Origin of the sequence: Lacrimispora indolis DSM 755 (assembly GCF_000526995.1) — a bacterium.
GTDB lineage: Bacteria > Bacillota > Clostridia > Lachnospirales > Lachnospiraceae > Lacrimispora > Lacrimispora indolis.
Map to the genome: position 1 here is coordinate 4,734,911 of NZ_AZUI01000001.1, position 16,235 is coordinate 4,751,145.

Annotated in this window: 17 protein-coding genes; 11 read left to right on the plus strand and 6 right to left on the minus strand. The window is 41.2% G+C overall.

Features of this window, described 5'->3' with window-relative positions:
* Positions 1-3: 3 nt before the first annotated feature.
* Positions 4-1,377, plus strand: coding sequence for a GntP family permease (locus K401_RS0123015; protein WP_024295150.1), 1,374 nt, complete (start codon positions 4-6; stop codon positions 1,375-1,377).
* Positions 1,378-1,484: 107 nt separating this feature from the next.
* On the opposite strand, the gene K401_RS0123020 is transcribed toward K401_RS0123015, so the two are convergent.
* Positions 1,485-2,375, minus strand: coding sequence for a LysR family transcriptional regulator (locus K401_RS0123020; protein ID WP_024295151.1), 891 nt, complete (start codon positions 2,373-2,375; stop codon positions 1,485-1,487).
* Between the two features lie 204 nt (positions 2,376-2,579).
* Here K401_RS0123020 and K401_RS0123025 point away from each other — a divergent pair, with 204 nt between their 5' ends.
* The 8 genes from K401_RS0123025 (at position 2,580) to K401_RS33050 (ending at position 8,752) form a co-directional block, all read left to right on the plus strand.
* Complete coding sequence (locus K401_RS0123025; RefSeq protein WP_024295152.1) at positions 2,580-3,041, plus strand: RidA family protein; 462 nt, start codon at positions 2,580-2,582, stop codon at positions 3,039-3,041.
* 34 nt (positions 3,042-3,075) lie between these two features.
* Complete coding sequence (locus K401_RS0123030; protein WP_024295153.1) at positions 3,076-4,050, plus strand: aminopeptidase; 975 nt, start codon at positions 3,076-3,078, stop codon at positions 4,048-4,050.
* Positions 4,051-4,181: 131 nt separating this feature from the next.
* Positions 4,182-5,192, plus strand: coding sequence for a TRAP transporter substrate-binding protein DctP (gene dctP, locus K401_RS0123035; RefSeq protein ID WP_024295154.1), 1,011 nt, complete (start codon positions 4,182-4,184; stop codon positions 5,190-5,192).
* Between the two features lie 3 nt (positions 5,193-5,195).
* Entirely contained in the window at positions 5,196-5,690 is a 495-nt protein-coding gene (locus tag K401_RS0123040; protein ID WP_024295155.1) for a TRAP transporter small permease, read from the plus strand.
* A 4-nt stretch (positions 5,691-5,694) separates the two neighbouring features.
* Positions 5,695-7,002, plus strand: a complete 1,308-nt coding sequence (locus tag K401_RS0123045; RefSeq protein WP_024295156.1) for a TRAP transporter large permease — start codon at positions 5,695-5,697, stop codon at positions 7,000-7,002.
* A gap of 208 nt (positions 7,003-7,210) precedes the next feature.
* Complete coding sequence (locus tag K401_RS0123050) at positions 7,211-7,894, plus strand: DUF4241 domain-containing protein (protein WP_024295157.1); 684 nt, start codon at positions 7,211-7,213, stop codon at positions 7,892-7,894.
* A gap of 44 nt (positions 7,895-7,938) precedes the next feature.
* On the plus strand, positions 7,939-8,475 hold the full coding sequence (locus K401_RS0123055) for a GNAT family N-acetyltransferase (RefSeq protein ID WP_029700979.1): 537 nt from the start codon (positions 7,939-7,941) through the stop codon (positions 8,473-8,475).
* Between the two features lie 103 nt (positions 8,476-8,578).
* A complete protein-coding gene (locus tag K401_RS33050; protein ID WP_156945311.1) occupies positions 8,579-8,752 on the plus strand; it encodes a DUF6886 family protein in 174 nt (57 codons plus the stop codon).
* Between the two features lie 141 nt (positions 8,753-8,893).
* Here K401_RS33050 and K401_RS0123060 read toward each other — a convergent pair whose 3' ends face one another.
* The 4 genes from K401_RS0123060 to K401_RS0123075 all read right to left on the minus strand — a co-directional run bounded on the left by K401_RS0123060 (position 8,894) and on the right by K401_RS0123075 (position 13,431).
* Positions 8,894-9,109 carry a hypothetical protein gene (locus K401_RS0123060; protein WP_024295159.1) on the minus strand — a complete coding sequence of 72 codons (216 nt, stop codon included), beginning with the start codon at positions 9,107-9,109 and terminating at the stop codon, positions 8,894-8,896.
* A 630-nt stretch (positions 9,110-9,739) separates the two neighbouring features.
* On the minus strand, positions 9,740-10,468 hold the full coding sequence (locus K401_RS0123065; RefSeq protein WP_024295160.1) for a ChbG/HpnK family deacetylase: 729 nt from the start codon (positions 10,466-10,468) through the stop codon (positions 9,740-9,742).
* A gap of 17 nt (positions 10,469-10,485) precedes the next feature.
* Positions 10,486-11,811, minus strand: a complete 1,326-nt coding sequence (locus K401_RS0123070) for a family 4 glycosyl hydrolase (protein WP_024295161.1) — start codon at positions 11,809-11,811, stop codon at positions 10,486-10,488.
* Positions 11,812-11,817: 6 nt separating this feature from the next.
* Positions 11,818-13,431 (minus strand): PTS transporter subunit EIIC, encoded by a 1,614-nt coding sequence (locus K401_RS0123075; protein ID WP_024295162.1) that lies wholly within the window; start codon positions 13,429-13,431, stop codon positions 11,818-11,820.
* A gap of 186 nt (positions 13,432-13,617) precedes the next feature.
* On the opposite strand from K401_RS0123075, the gene K401_RS0123080 reads away from it, so the two are divergent.
* Together K401_RS0123080 and K401_RS0123085 are read left to right on the plus strand one after the other, a co-directional pair.
* Positions 13,618-14,400 (plus strand): MurR/RpiR family transcriptional regulator, encoded by a 783-nt coding sequence (locus K401_RS0123080; protein ID WP_024295163.1) that lies wholly within the window; start codon positions 13,618-13,620, stop codon positions 14,398-14,400.
* Between the two features lie 65 nt (positions 14,401-14,465).
* Positions 14,466-15,032, plus strand: coding sequence for a thymidine kinase (locus tag K401_RS0123085; RefSeq protein ID WP_024295164.1), 567 nt, complete (start codon positions 14,466-14,468; stop codon positions 15,030-15,032).
* Positions 15,033-15,247: 215 nt separating this feature from the next.
* On the opposite strand, the gene K401_RS0123090 is transcribed toward K401_RS0123085, so the two are convergent.
* A complete protein-coding gene (locus tag K401_RS0123090; RefSeq protein WP_024295165.1) occupies positions 15,248-16,099 on the minus strand; it encodes an N-acetylmuramoyl-L-alanine amidase family protein in 852 nt (283 codons plus the stop codon).
* Positions 16,100-16,235 lie beyond the last annotated feature (136 nt).

Sequence of the window (16,235 nt, forward strand, 5' to 3'; positions counted from 1 at the left end):
AAAATGATTACAGGGATAGGGTTAATCATTGTCTTTTTTATTGCTATTGCAATTTTGTTGGTAACAATTATTAAATTCAAAGTAAATGCATTTATCGCTTTACTGGTGACAACAGTTGGAACTGGCCTTATGGTGAGAATGCCTGTTGCAGATATTTCTAAAGTAATTGGTGACGGATTCGGTAATACACTGGGGAGCATTGGCGTTATCATTGGTCTTGGTGTTATGCTGGGAAGATTTTTGTATGAATCCGGAGGGATCGAGGTAATCGCAGATACATTTTTAAAAAAATTCAACGGTCAGAAATCCCGGATTGCAGTATCCATGGCAGGATTTATTACTGGGATTCCTGTGTTTGGAGATGTGGTACATATTATGTATGCTCCTATGGTACGGGTGATTTCAAAAAAAACAAAAGTATCAATCGTTTCATTATGTTGTGCGACCGTATGTGCAACGGTTGCTACCGGAGCGATGGTAGTGCCAACTCCCAATCCAATGGCGGTTGCGGAGAATCTGCATCTGGACTATGGTGTGTTTTTCCTTTATGCCGCTCTTGCCGGATTATTTGGTACGCTTGTAGGCGGACTCGGCTATGGGAAATTCTTAGACTGGCAGGATCAGAAAAATCATCACGAATACGCATTTGAAGATATTGAAGATTTTGAAAAAGAAAGTGACAGTGTTGTCGGAATAGATAAAAAACCTGGCTTTGGAGTAGCGGTATCAATTTTAATGGTTCCGATTGTTTTAATCCTTTTTGGAAGTTTTGGACCAATGGTGTTGCAGGAAGGGAGCTTGCTTGTCACACTGCTGGAATTTATAGGCAATAAAAATATAGCTATGTTGATTGGTGTTATTTATGCAGCGTTGATTTCTCTGCCATATTTGAAAAAAACGGTTGGAGAAGTTATGAATGATGCGGCTGGCCAAGTAGGCCTGGTGCTTTTGATTACCGGTTCAGGCGGAGCTTTTGGGAAAATGCTTCAGTCCACAGGAATTGCTGATTTCATTGCTTCTTCTCTGCTGCAGTTTCATATTCCGGTCCTGGTTCTTTGTTTCATTATTTCACAGATACTCCGGTGTGCTCAGGGTTCTACAGGTGTTGCGTTAATTACCACCTCCTCTATGTTTGCACCACTAATTGCAGCGAGCGGTGTATCGCCAGTTCTTTGCGGTATTGCCATTTGTGCCGGAGGAATCGGTTTATCCCTGCCAAATGATTCCGGCTTTTGGGCAATTAACCGTTTTTATAAGATATCGGTAGAAGATACCATCCGTGCATGGACGATCGGTGGTTTTATTACTGGGGTGGCAGCCCTGATATTTGTCTGCATACTATCCATGTTCCAGGCGCATTTGCCAGGATTATTATAAATGTTTAAAGACGGGCACTCCCTATGGAAGCTGCCCGTCTTTTTTTGCAGCCAAATTTAAAAATAAATGGCTATGTTCGCTGAGTCTATATAAGGCTGGCAGTTTCCTTATGTACATTTTTGAATGATAAATTCATAAAAAAGTTTCACACAATTTGCCATTGGACGATTGTTGGCAACTGCCAGATAGATATTTCTATATGCATCCGGATGATTTAGCTTTATCTTTTTTATTTTAAATCCATCAAGCAGTTCCAGATTCGGAACAATTGCAATGCAGTGATCAATACCGGTAGATATGAAACCGGCTATGGTAATTTCTTCATTTAGGAAATTCTGAGTTTGCGGATAACTGCTGCAGTCTTCAAACAGCTTATCAATCACATCCTGAATTTCACCTACTGCATCCGTATATTTTATTAACGGATACTGTATCAGCTGTTCCATTTCAACAGAATCATAACCGGCCAGTGGATGGTTATCTGACACGATACAGATTAGTTCCTGTTTTAAAACAGGAAAGAATGTAATCGTAGGCTCATTGGAAATAAAGGCACACAGACTGATATCAATACCGCCGTTTTTTAATCCGGAAATACTGTCTTGTGTATTATATTGCTTCAAGTTGATCGTAATATTTTTATAACCGGCATTGCGGTTAAAACTCTTAATTAATTCGGGAACAAACTGATAACCCAATACAAATAAAAAGCTCAGATCAACATAACCGGCATCCTTATATGCAAACTGATCTAATAACCGGTTGCCGTGTTCTATTTCTTTAAATCCTTTTGAAATATATGAATTTAACAATTCTCCGTATTTACTGAGTTTTACATTGCGTCCATCCCTTTCAAAAAGTTTAACCCCATATTCCTTTTCCAACGAAGCAATTGCATGACTGAGGCTGGGCTGCGTTATGCAGAGATATTCCGCAGCTTTTGTATAATGCTGAAAACTGGCTAATACGGCAAAGTAATAAAGATTATTAAAATTCAAGTGTTCACCCTCTGACTTTGTTGTTTTAATTAGTATATCAAAAAAAAGGAAAAACTAAAATGAAAATAGAAATAATTACAGTACAAATTCGAACCGGAATTAAAATCTATAGACAATATCAATAAATCATGAGGGCAATTGGCATTAGTTTTTCTAAAAAAGGTATGATATATTGATGATAAATTAAGAAAGGAGGGGAATGGAATGAATTACGAGGAAAAGTTAAATAGTGCGGGCTTTTCGCTCACTGGAAAAGGAGCACCTAATGTCCGGCCATTTGAAAGTGCAGTTCGTACAGGCCAATTGGTTTTTGTCTCAGGACATGCTGCCAGAGTGGACGGAGAGCTGATTCATAAAGGAGTTGCAGGAGCAGATGTTAATGTCCGGCAGGCACAGGAAGCAGCCAGGGCTGCATTTGTCAATTGCCTGAAGGCTGTTAAGGATTTAACAGGGGATTTAGATGAAATCATCAGGATTGTCAATATCAAAGGATATGTTGCAAGCACTCCTGAATTTAAAGATCAGCCTCTTGTTATGAATTCGGTTTCAGATCTTGTGAATCAGGTGTTTGGTGAGGCAGGAAAACACAGCCGTGCAGCTATAGGCGCTGCATCACTTCCGGGGGGAACTTCAGTGGAAGTAGAACTTATTGTAGAAGTAAAATAGCAGACAAATATTGTAGAGGAATGGGAGACAGAAAATGAAAGAAATGTCCAAAGACATGCCGTTGGGAGTAAAACAATTATTAACCACCGTTACACATTTAAAAGAGGATGAAAAGGTTCTTGTTATAACTGATGATAATAAGAGGGAAATTGGAGAACTGGTTTACAAGTATGCAAAAGAATACTTTGAAACAACAATGGTTGTAATGCCGCCCACTGCAGGACACGGTGCAGAGCCGACAGGGGCAATTGCAGCAGCGATGAAACATGTAGACGTTGCATTTGGATGTACAACCATGTCGTTGATGCATAGCCAAGCACGTATTGAAGCTTGTAAAGCAGGAAGACTGCGGTGGGTGGGAGTGCAGGATTATACACTTGATATGTTTGAGACAGGGGGACTGACTGCAGATTTTGATGAAGTTGCCAAGGTAATTAACCGGGTCGCAGAGAAATTTCATGGAGAAACCTTTACCCTTACATCAGAAGGGGGAACCAATCTGGTATGCAGTGTCAAGGGACGTAATGTGGTAATTGATTATGGTACAGCTATTCACCCGGGTTCTGCTGCATTTCCGCCTAATGCTGAGGTCGCATTAGGGCCGGTGGAAGGCACTGCCAATGGAATTATTGTAATTGACGGAAGCATCCCACATCCTCAGCTTAATCTGATTGAAGAACCAATATACTTAGATGTGAAAGATGGTATGATTGTTGCTGTCAGAGGGGGAAGAGAAGCGGACATTTTACGTAAAATATTGGCTGACTATCATGATCCGTCTGTATATAATGTGGGCGAACTCGGTCTTGGGCTTAACGAAAAAAATGTTCTTTGCGGCCATATGGCACCGGATGAAGGTTCTTTTGGAAATCTCCATATTGGAATTGGAAAAAACCTGATGTTTGGCGGACATACCGATTCTCCATTACATATGGATCTGGTAATGAAAAAGATTACCTGTGATATCGACGGACTTGTGATTATGAAAGATGGAGAACTACTGGTGTAAGAAATTCATGTGATCTGAGCCTGTGCAGTCAGTCCAGGCTCAGATATTAAGCTATACGGTTTTAAAGTGGGGTTGTGGTGAGTATGCAGTTATTGTACGGAGTTTATTAAACTTTCAGAGGGGTATTAAACATGAAAAAAACATTGGTATTCTTATTGGTCTTCTTAATGACCCTTTGCCTTAATGCGTGTTCAGAAACTGCGGCTGGCCAGGCAGAAAGCCAAAAACGTATCATAAGTATTGCAACTGTTCAGCCGGAAGATCATCCAATTAGTGTTGGCTTACGGGCTATGAAAAATTACATAAATGAACAGCTTGGTGACGCTGTGGAGGTGAAGATTTATTATAACGGAATAATGGGGGGAAACAGTGAAGCCCTGGAGCTTCTGCAAATGGGGACTTTAAATCTTGTTGCTACCAGTGGAAGCAATTTAGAATCTTTTGACGATACTTATAAAATATTTGGACTTCCATATTTGTTTTATAACGAGGAGAGTTTCCGTAAATGTATGAACGATGAGGAATTTAAAAATCAGATTTATAATTGTACCGCTGATAAAGGGATTCGTGGAGTAGCATGGTTTGCCAATGGGGTGAATAACATTTACGCCTCAAAACCGATTCATACACCAGATGATATTAAAGGACTTAAATTGAGAATTCAATCCAGTGAGGCAAATGTGAAACTGGCTCAGGGATTTGGCGCCGCAGCAGTTGTCATGGCTTATGGAGAAGTGTATACGGCTCTCCAGAACCATGTAATTGACGCAGCTATGAATCCGGAAATGGCTCTGATCAGCATGAAGCATGGAGAGGTTGCAAAATATTATGCCCGTACAGAGCATCAGATTTTTACAGATATGCTGGTGGGCAATACAGCATTTCTGGATTCATTATCTGAAAATGAAAAAATGGTATTGAATGAATCCTTTCACCTTGCTACAAGAGTTGAATGTGAAGAATGGGATAAGCAAATTAATGAATGTATAGTGGAAGCTGAAAAAATGGGAGTTGAATTTATTGAAGTAGATAAGACTCTATTTGAAAATGTACAAAAAAGGGTACGGGAAGAACTGCTCGCTGCAACTCCGGCATTACAGCCGCTTTACGATAGAGTGCAGCAAATACAGGAGGGGAAATAGGGGATGCACACAATTTTAATAATGAAAACATGGTTAAACAGAATCCTTAGCGGTGCTGTAGCATCACTGCTGGTCTTTATGTCGCTGTTGACAATATATCAGGTATTTATGCGTTATATTATGAAAAATCCATCTACCATGTCAGAAGATATCCTCAGCTATTCTTTTGTATGGATTTCCCTCCTTGCGGCAGCCCTGGTATTTGGTGAACGTGATCATATGAATCTTACCTTCTTTCTGGACAAGGGCTCTCCGATTGTAAAATTATTGCTGTCTCTGCTGTCGGAGATTCTGGTTATGGTCATAGCTATAGGGGTCTTACTGACAGGAGGAATCAGCTTTATGAGTGTTGGAGCAATCCAGGTATCGCCCACGTTGGGAATAACTATGGATATCGTTTATGTGATACTGCCTGTCAGCGGCATACTGATCATATTGTTCAACTTGATCAATATGGCTGAGCTTATTGCAGCTTACAGAACAAAGGAGGAGAGGTAAGGTTATGGGAACAGCCGCAGCAGCAAGTATTATAATATTTTCTATTCTTGTGGTTTTGTTATTAGCAGGAGTACCGATCGGCATATCATTATGCGTTGCCTCATTAACAGTTATTGTCCAGTCTTTAGGTTTTAACGGAGCAGCTCCGGCTGCCGCATTAAAGATGTTCCAGGGAATCAACATTTTCACCTTACTGGCGATTCCGTTTTTCATATTGGCAGGAAATATTATGAATAAAGGCGGAATTGCAATTCGTCTGATTAATTTTGCAACTGCCCTGACAGGAAGAATTCCGGGTTCACTGGCGCATACCAACATTGTTGCCAATATGCTTTTTGGTGCCATTTCCGGTTCCGGAACTGCAGCAGCTTCTGCCATGGGGGCAATTATTGGGCCTATTGAGAAAAAAGAAGGATACGATGAAGATTTCTCAGCCGCAGTCAATGTGGCAACGGCGCCCACCGGATTATTGATCCCGCCAAGTACCGGTCTGATTACATATGGTCTTGCCAGTGGCGGAACATCCATAGCAGCGCTGTTTCTTGGCGGTTATATTCCCGGCATTCTGTGGGGACTTAGCTGCATGGTGATTGCATTTGTATATGCAAAGAAACAAAATTTTGTCAGCAAAAAAATAATCACATTTAAAGATTTTATCAATTATACCCTGGATGCCATCCCAAGCCTTTTGCTGATTATTATTGTAATCGGCGGAATTTGTGCCGGTGTATTCACCGCAACAGAAGCATCTGCTGTAGCGGTTCTTTACAGTTTGGTTTTATCCGTCTTTTTTTACAAGACTATCGGTATAAAAGATATTTATTCTATTTTGGTGAGCAGCGGTAAAATGTCAGGCATCATTATGTTTCTGGTAGGCACATCAAATATTATGGCATGGGTGATGTCGTTTACAGGTATTCCAGATGCAATTGCAAGCGGCGTTTTATCAGTTTCTGATAATAAGATTATCATTTTATTTGCCATTAATTTACTTTTACTTTTTGTAGGAACTTTTATGGATCTTACACCTGCAATATTGATTTTTACTCCTATTTTATTACCTGTCTGTCAGCAGTTGGGAATGTCGGCGCTTCATTTTGGTATCATGCTTGTATTTAACCTTTCTATTGGCTGTATTACACCTCCGGTGGGAAACATACTGTTTGTAGGAATAAAAGTAGCCGGAAGAAAGCTGGAAAATGTGATGCCCATATTGCTGAGATTTTATGCAGCTATATTCATAATACTGATGCTGGTGACTTATGTTCCGGGGCTGTCAACTCTGATACCTGGAATGGCTGGATATAAGTAAAAGCATCATAGCATAGCAATCAATGAAATCTTTTTCAAGCTGGTCAGGAATAACTCCTGATCAGCTTTTTCGCCTGCCATCCTTGAGAGGGGGAGCGGGGAGCGCTGTGCCCTGGTCACTGCGAATATCCGATTGACTATTGAAAGTTCGTAAGCATGATGGTATTCTACTCATGAAAATCATTTATACCATACGAGGAGATAAGAATATGGGAATGGACAAACAAATAAACAAGCTGAAGCTGTTGCGGGCAGGAAAAAGTGAAAAGTTTTTTATAAACAGTAAATTTCATGAGAAAATTGAGGAGCAGCCCCTTGGCTTACTCAACCTTCCCACGGGAAAAATTGTTGCAAATGACCCGTTGTGTATTTATGAAACAGAGCCATTTGAAAAAGCTGTCAAGCCCGGTCAATATCCGGTCTTTCTCTATGTGCAGCATATCCAAGATGACCGTCGCGTTGCATTTGCGGAAATACGCTTTACAGAAAGTTCACCTGTTTATTTTGAACCTGCACTCATAAAAGGGCAAGATGCTGAAAAATTAAGTGAAGATGAATATTACGGCTATGGAGTAGACAGCGGAACAGGCGGCTTTATGGACGAGTTGACTTGCGGTGAGTTTACAGCACTCATTGGGACTGTTGATGACGGCATGATTCCGGAACTGGAAAAAGCGTTGGACGACAGCTATGTATACACCTATTCTGCAGCAAATTACAATCTTCCCGGAACAGACAATAATCTGACCGTATTTTCCAGCGGTTATGGGGATGGCTGTTATGCTTCTTATTGGGGATATGATAAAAATCATGAGCTTTGCTGTCTGATTACGGATTTTGATACCATTGATGATGAGGAATGGCATATGTTGGAAAGATGCGGCTGTATATGATATTATTTTAACAATCAAATAAGGAATTATGAGAGGACGAAACAATGGAAGATTATATAATAGAAACAGAACAGCTTGCACTAAGAGAACTAACTATGAACGATTTTAAAGCTTGGCATCAAATATTTTCGGACCAAGAAACAATGCAATATTACCCAAGCGCATTTGATATGGATAAAACAAGAAGTTGGATTGATTGGAGTCTTGAAAACTATAGCAGATATGGCTTCGGATTATGGGCAATTATTTTAAAGGAAACAAACCAGTTCATTGGAGATTGCGGAATTACTATGCAGAATATTCATGGTGATGGCAATTTATTTCCTGAAATCGGCTACCATATTGATAAGCAATTTTGGTGCAAAGGATATGCTTCACAGGCAGCAAAAGCATGTCTGAGGTATGCTTTTGAAAACATGGCTTTTGATGAGATATTTTCTTATCAAAAGTGGACAAATACTCCAGCAAGAAAAGTGGCCGAAAAAATGGGGATGTCATTGCGCGAGGAATATGCAGACGAGAAAAACACAAAGACAAGCGTATATTCCATTACCAGAACGGAATTTAATGCGATGGCATAAAAGATATAAAATCCAAGTATGGGCAATAGATGAACAGCACCTGCTTATTCATATATGAGTTCGATCCGGAAGATTTTGAATTGCAGGATATTATATATCTAAAATGAGACAAGTAGCGATTGCTAAATATACACTTAGTGATTTATTTGCAGCTTTATTTGAAAAAAATGTTGAACTACGAGTTGAAAAAAATCTATGGGATATTTCTGATAGAATTAAAGGAACAACATTAAAGTGGTCAATATGTCGAATGGGATATGCCCAACCGAGAATGTGAGAAATATATGTAGCTCAGTTAAAACTTACAAGACCACTAGCTAAGATATTAAGTTAGTAGTCTTGTCTTTTAATGTACACAAAACCGGTATTTGCTTTTTAATTCTAAGAGGCAGACATTTATGTCTTTGCCTCTTAGAATTTATCCATGAACAAGCATTCCGCATTCTTCACAATATAACCAGGTCGATTTATTACGAATTCTATCAGGTGTTTTAATCCTTCTGGCATTTGCATTATTGTATCCACATATAGGACATACAAATCTTGTTTCACCATACCAGCCTATGTTTTCTAATGCATTTAATCCAGATTCAATAAAAACGAAACACTCATCATTTTTTGTTTGTTTTTCCATAATAATTACTCCTTATAAATCTTTTCAAAAGCAGTATAACATATTCAGAAATAAAAATCAAACATATGTTCGAAAAAGATCTGTGTTATCGATTTGAAGCACTTAGAAAATGCAGTGATTTAATCAAATAGGATTTGTATGCATATTGTGTTAAACAAAGAAATTAGAAAAAGGATTCAGAACGTTTGAAAAAACTGTAAGCTAACCAGGCAAAATAATGTGAGACATAAAAGAATATTGTCCTAATGCTGTGCTTGTTACATTCCATGCAAGTTTTCGCATCGGATATAATAATCGTTAATTTAGATATGTAAGAAATTTATTTACCAAGCACAGGAGTAATTTGGAGGATGAGAATAATAATGTTGAAAATAATTCATAAACCAAATGTAATGGGGAAATGATTTCCCGGAGCTTCAGACATAGAATAAACCTCCAAACTAAGTGATTTTATGAACCGACCCCCAAATGTCAGACCTAACAATCTAACTTATTGGGATCACATCATTATTTTACATCAGCTTGGAGGTTTACACAAATTTTGAGATGTCCGGGGGAGGACAGCAAGTTTGATTTTCCTTATATAACAGGTGTTATAGTACCGATAGTCCCCGTTAAAATGTCACATGATCACAACTGACTGTAATTGATCAATTCCACCGAATAGCTCTCGAACATTTCTTTTGTTTTTCTGCTAACCAGAAAATCCAGTTCTGCAAGGCGCTGCAAATTGTAAGAGGAGGATTGGAGCAGATAAGAATCCACATAAGCGGGATGGCTCATCAGTTCCACATATGGCCTGGAAGAGATATCGTCCATATGATCGTATACATAAGACAGTCCCGGTTCCCCGTGGTATGTGCGGAATTGTATAAAATCCACGTGGGGAAAGCCCGGTATGTCGTGATTTCTCAATGGCAGCCTGTATTTTTCAGCGAGTGTTCTGGCAGCGGCAGCCATAACAGGATTGCTGTCTGTTGTAAATAAGTGAGAGTCCAGATGAGTCGGCTTTTTCCCCATTACCTCTAAAAACCTCTGGTATTGAGCCTCCAGCTCTGTCTGGATATCTTCCAGCAGATAAATATGAGAGGAGGGTAAGTTTCCCGGCTTAATAAACGCTCCGTCTTCTCCGGTCAGGGTGCTCCCTTTGGTAAGAGGCTGCCCAAGGGCGATGTTTAAATGCAGGCCGACTCCCAGAAGGGGGCATTCTTTAGCCAGGGAGGCAGCGTGCCGGAAGCCTGGGGTATTGGTTAAAAGTGTGGTGGAGGTGAGCACCCCATGGAGATGAGCGTCCACGATCCCGTAATTAACAGCCCGGCAATAGCCGAAGTCATCTGCATTTATAATCATTTTACACATAAATACGGTCCTTTCTGTCAGGCCAGCCTGGGCCAGTAGCCTTTGTTTTCTTCAATCAGGCGGTCCAGAATCTTTCTCGCTTTCTTGGCATCTGTAACAGTGCGGTTTAACGTCAGAGCCTGCAGTGCTTTTGTGTAGCTGCCTTCAAAATAAGCTTCGCAGGTCAGGCGTTCATAGGCGTACTGGTTTTCCAGTAATGCTTTATAAAAAACAGAGACAGGTCCGGTGTGGAATGGTTTCGGCCCGCGGCTGCCCAGCAGGCAGGTCACTTCGACAACTGCATCATCCGGAAGGTTTTCAATGATCCCTTCATTTTTAACCATAACAATGTAGTACGCATTTTTATTTAAATAGATGGCTTCCGCTATGGACAGGATCATATCACCGTGAGCTTCATTTTTTACTACATGGATTCCATCCAGGCTGTTTTGGCTGACTGCACGGCGGCATTCGGAAAATACCTGTTTTTCACGGCCATCCATGACTTCATTTGCTCTGGTATAATCCGGATTTAACATGGAAGCCTTGTATTCTGGATAAATATAGTATTGGAGGTAGGTAGAAGGTACATATTCATCAAAATCATGAACCATATCCTTTACCAATGCATAAGTATCCAGCCAGGAAGGATCGCGCTCGGCGGCATCGGCAGGCAGAAACCCTTTATCTTTTATCTGTTCCTTCAGCTGAGGAAGCAGATCCTGGCCATACTGATTGTAAAGATGGGTAAACCATCCGAAATGGTTGAGCCCGAAATAGGTGGGTTCCAGGGATTCGGCGGGCACATCAAGCAGCTTGGAGAAAGAATGAATCAGGTTGATCGGTTGGTCACAGATATTGAGAATCCTATTATCATCAGGGAACTCACGCTGGAGGCCGTAGGCTACGATAGCGGCTGGATTGGTGTAATTTAAGATCCAGGCATTTTGACTGTGTTTACGAACATCCTTTACAATTTCTATCATGTCTTTTAAAGAACGAATCCCATAGGCAAATCCACCGGGGCCGCAGGTTTCCTGACCCAGCACTCCGTATTCCATGGGGATCTTTTCATCCTTTTCCCGCATGTGATATCCGCCTGTACGGATCTGAACCATGACAAAATCCACGGAGTCATAGGCAGTGTCTTTGTTTGTTGTATAAATAACTTTTACTTTGGGAACGTGCAGGCGAAACAGCAGCTGCGCATATTCTCCGATAGGGGCCTGGCGTTCCTCGTTAATATCATAAAGGACCAGTTCTGTGACCGGGAGAGTGTCCATGTGGCGGATAAATGCATTCAATATGCCCGGGGTCCAGGTAGAACCGCCTCCCACGATCGTTATTTTTAACTTATGTTTCATCTTTTTTTAATCCTTTCCTGTATGCTGAGCGTGATACAATGCTTTCACATCTCTTGCAATGCTTTCAACCTTCAAACCGTAGATGACCTGTATTTGATTGGCAGAAGGGCAGACAATGCCTGAAGCGCCGGTTGATTTTAAATTTTGCTCCTGGACCAGTGACTTATCCTTGATGGAAACGCGAAGTCTGGTAAAGCAGTTATTGATCTCACTGATGTTTTCTCTGCCGCCTAAATATTCCAGGATCTGTTCAGCCAGCTTTGTGCCGCTTCCGGAATTCACAAATGCCGTTTCTCCATCTTCTGCATCAGACCCTTCATTTCTTCCGGGAGTGGAAATATTGTATTTTCGGATCAGGTAGGTAAAGCCGTAGTAGTAGATAACCGCCATACCGATTCCGATCAGTACCACAAGGTACCATTTGCTCTGTGCTCCCCGGAAAATACCGAAAATAGTAAAGTCAATCAGTCCTGCCTGTACTCCCCCGACACTGCAATGGAGCAAAGCAGCCGTCATGTAGCCGATTCCTGTCATAATTACATGGAATAAAAAGAGCACCGGTGAGATAAACATAAAGGAAAACTCCAGCGGCTCCGTAACACCTGTCAGGATTGAAGCGGTAACACTTGCAGAGAGCAGTGCCTTGACTCTTTTTTTGTTCTGATCATCAGCACACCGGTACATGGCAAAGGCAGCCGCCGGAAGGCCGAAGATGACGACCAGGGAGTGTCCCTGACCCACATAGCGGGCGCCCATCTGGAATACTTCATTGGGGACCTGGCTGTTTGATGCAATGGCAGTATTAAAAATATTTAATGCGCCCATGACGGTCTGCCCATCAATGGTTGTTGTTCCGCCTACCGGTGTAAAGCGTACTACCTGGTTTAGAATATGATGAAGGCCGGTAGGGATCAAAAGCCTGTTGGCAGCACCGTATACAAATGGCCCGAATACTCCAATGGAGTTGATCCAGCTTCCGATCAGTCCGATGAAGGTGTTGAAGAACGGCCAGATGAAATAAGATGCGATTCCTGCAAATGGAATGGTGATAATGGTAATCAGCGGAACAAAGCGTTTTCCGCCGAAAAAATTAACGGCGCTTGGAAGCGTGATGGTGTAGAACCGGTTATGTAAAGCGGTTACAAGAAGTCCTACCAGAATACCCCCGAATACATTCATGCGGAGTGTGAAATATCCCAGCATGGTCTCATACTTGGCATTTACAATGGTTGCATCCACCTGGGACATCCCCTGTTCCATGAGCGTGCTGATGCTGGTGCTTTCAGCGGTGATGCCCTTTAGTCCCAGAATGTAATTTAACGTGTAATGAAATACAAGGAAGCCCAGGACAGCGGAAAATGCCGCGGTCGGCTTTTCATCCTTTGCCATTCCCATAGCAATGGATATACAGAAAAACAAAGGCAGGTTTCCGAATACCAGTCCGGCCAGCCTACGGATAAAACCAATAAAATTCTGGACGTATACAAGATTTACAAATGTTTCCCCTACAATTGCGCTGTTCTGCATTGCTGCTGCAAGTCCGCTGAATATACCGGCGACTGCAATGGTGGAAATAGGCAGAAGCAGCGATTTCCCGAATTTTTGCCAAAACTCTTTCATTTAAGACCCTCCGTCTCCTTAATATAATGATTTCAATACCGGCATGAAATTATAGCTTTATCATATCGGATTAATTTTGATTTACAAGTGTTTGGAAGTATATTATTATTTATATACGAAAAGTATAATAAAACACATAATGTGTATTATTTCACATCAAGAGAAAAGGGCTCCGGAGGGTGAAAGATGAATTTTTTTGACCAGCTGTCAAACAGGGGAATAAAACTGAATCCTACAGAAGAAAGAATTGTCAATTATTTATTGGAACATTACGGCGCATTGCAGGATTTAAAGATCGCCAAGGTGGCCGAAGAGTTATACCTGTCACCTAATTCTATTGTGAGGCTTTGTAAAAAACTGGGCTATCACGGGTTCAGTGAGCTGAAATATCAGATTATACATGACCGGAAGCAGTATGGAATAGATACTGCTGAACAACAGACGTCTGTTATGGACAGCTTAAAGCAGACACTTGCCATTAATTCGCGGCAGAACATTGAGAAAACGGCAAGATTGATCTATGAAAGCCGCCAGGTGATCTTTTTTGCACTGGGCCTTTCCAGGATCGTGGCTTTGGATCTGGCAAAGAAGCTTGAGCATTTAAATAAGATCATCATTGTCCCTGATGACCGTGATAACTGCATCCTGTATGCCAATAACCTGGTACCTGGACAGATCGCCTTTTTCATCAGTTATTCAGGAAGTACCGATATCATATGTAAGCTCTCTTACATCGCCCAGACCAGGGGAGTTCCCATTGTGACGCTTACAGGAATGAGTCAGAACCCCATTTCCGGCAGCAGTGTGGTAAGCCTGTATGCCTATTTTAGGAAACTGAGCTACAGGGAGGCCGATATTACATCAAGGATTGGTTTTTACCTGGTTACAGAACTGATTTTTGAAGAATATATGAAGGTTTTTCGTTTGGAACAACAGTTAGAGGATGAAATAGATTTAGAGGATATGTAAGAAGCTGCCGGTCATCAGAGCAAGAATACGATATTCATTAATGATACAGTGTAAGGGAGAAATAAATGGCTAAATTATTTTTTAGATACGGGGCAATGGGGAGTTCCAAGACAGCAAACGCACTAATGACCAGATATAATTATATTGAAAAAGGAAAAAACGTTTTGCTTGTAAAACCTGATATAGAAACCAGGGATGGAAAAACGAAGATCAAGTCAAGGATCGGACTGGAAGCAGATTGTATTTTGTGGTCTGAATTCAAAAATTATGGCGATAAGTTATTCAAAGAGTTAGATGCGGTGATTGTAGACGAGGTGCAGTTTCTTTCTGAAGATGATATTGACCGGCTTTCCAATATTGTTGATGAATACCACATTCCGGTTTTTTGCTATGGTCTTAGGATTGATTTTACCTCTCACCTTTTTCCAGGTTCAAAACGTCTGATGGAATTAGCAGATGAAATTGAGGAACTTAAAACAGTTTGCTGGTGCGGCAACAGCGCTAATATGAATGCAAGAATTGATGAAAATGGAAATGTAGTCAGGAAAGGGCAGCAGGTGTCAATGGGTGCCAATGATAAATATGTTTCATTGTGCCGCAAACACTATAAGGAAGGCAAAATAAAACAATGAATTTATAGGAAATACTTATTATCAGCCGGGGCACAGACCCCGGCTAAAAAACAATCACTAAAGAACGTATGTTCGCAACCGAACCATAAGCAAGCGGCAGAATCCCCGGTCAAGGTTCTTCTGCCGCCTCTCATTTAAGATATTATAAATCAAATGTATCAATAAAATGCCAGTCTGCTTTTCCGGTGAAAAAGCCCTGCAGTAAACATCGTAAGCTATCTTAATACGCCGTTTTCATCGGGAGTAAATGTCTTGGCAGCTGTCAGCATGCGCCCGTCCTTTTGAAGATAGTATGTATTACCCTCCAGGGTGAGGAATCCTGTTCTCATAATTCCAGTCTCAGGATCCAGGTAATACCAGTCGCCGTTATGATTTAGCCATCCTGTATACAGTAAACCATTGATATCATAAAAATACCAGTCACTGTCTTTTTTTATCCAGCCGGTCTGCATATCAGGTGTGCCGGAATTTGGGAATACCATGATTTTAGAAACAGTATTATCCTTCGACCACACCAGGCAATTGCGTCCTTTTGATAAGTCATGGACCGTAACAATGTTACGGGTTAAATATGGAAACAGATTGCTTTGATCAGTTACACTGTATTGTTTCCCTGTATCAGAGGTGAGGATGCCGGTCTTCCCGTCTGAGTTTATATTCATAGACGTTACCGTTACGTATTCCGGAACCTGATAGTCGGCCGGGACTTTGCAAAGCACTGTAATGGCATTCGACATGGGCGGCAGACTAAGGGTCATAACCGGGCTGATGTCAGCGTAGATCAATTCTCCTTTCTGTATTTCACCCACGTTTGCAGGATCTCCGCTGACGGAATCTAAAATCCTTGAATCAGAGGAAAGGTTCAGGATGATTTCCTGGTCTGCACCGGCACTGTCTTTCCGAACCACACGGAGTCCGTTTTCGGAAACCCAGGTTACTGTTCCGTAGATGCGTATGGAGCTGGGCAGCGGAGCCGGCTCCTCTGCCTGTGCTATAATCCCACTCACCGGCAGGATTAGTGCCAGGGAGCTGATGCCGGTTAATAAAAGCTTTAAAAATTTGTTCATGTTTTGACCTCCTGCTTTTTATAAGATAAGTATAACAGCAGAATCCAGATTTTGGCATTACAATATGTTTACGATTTACTTAATGAAAATTGCTGTTTTATTTGCTGGTATGATTATGGCAACAGAGTTTAATGCG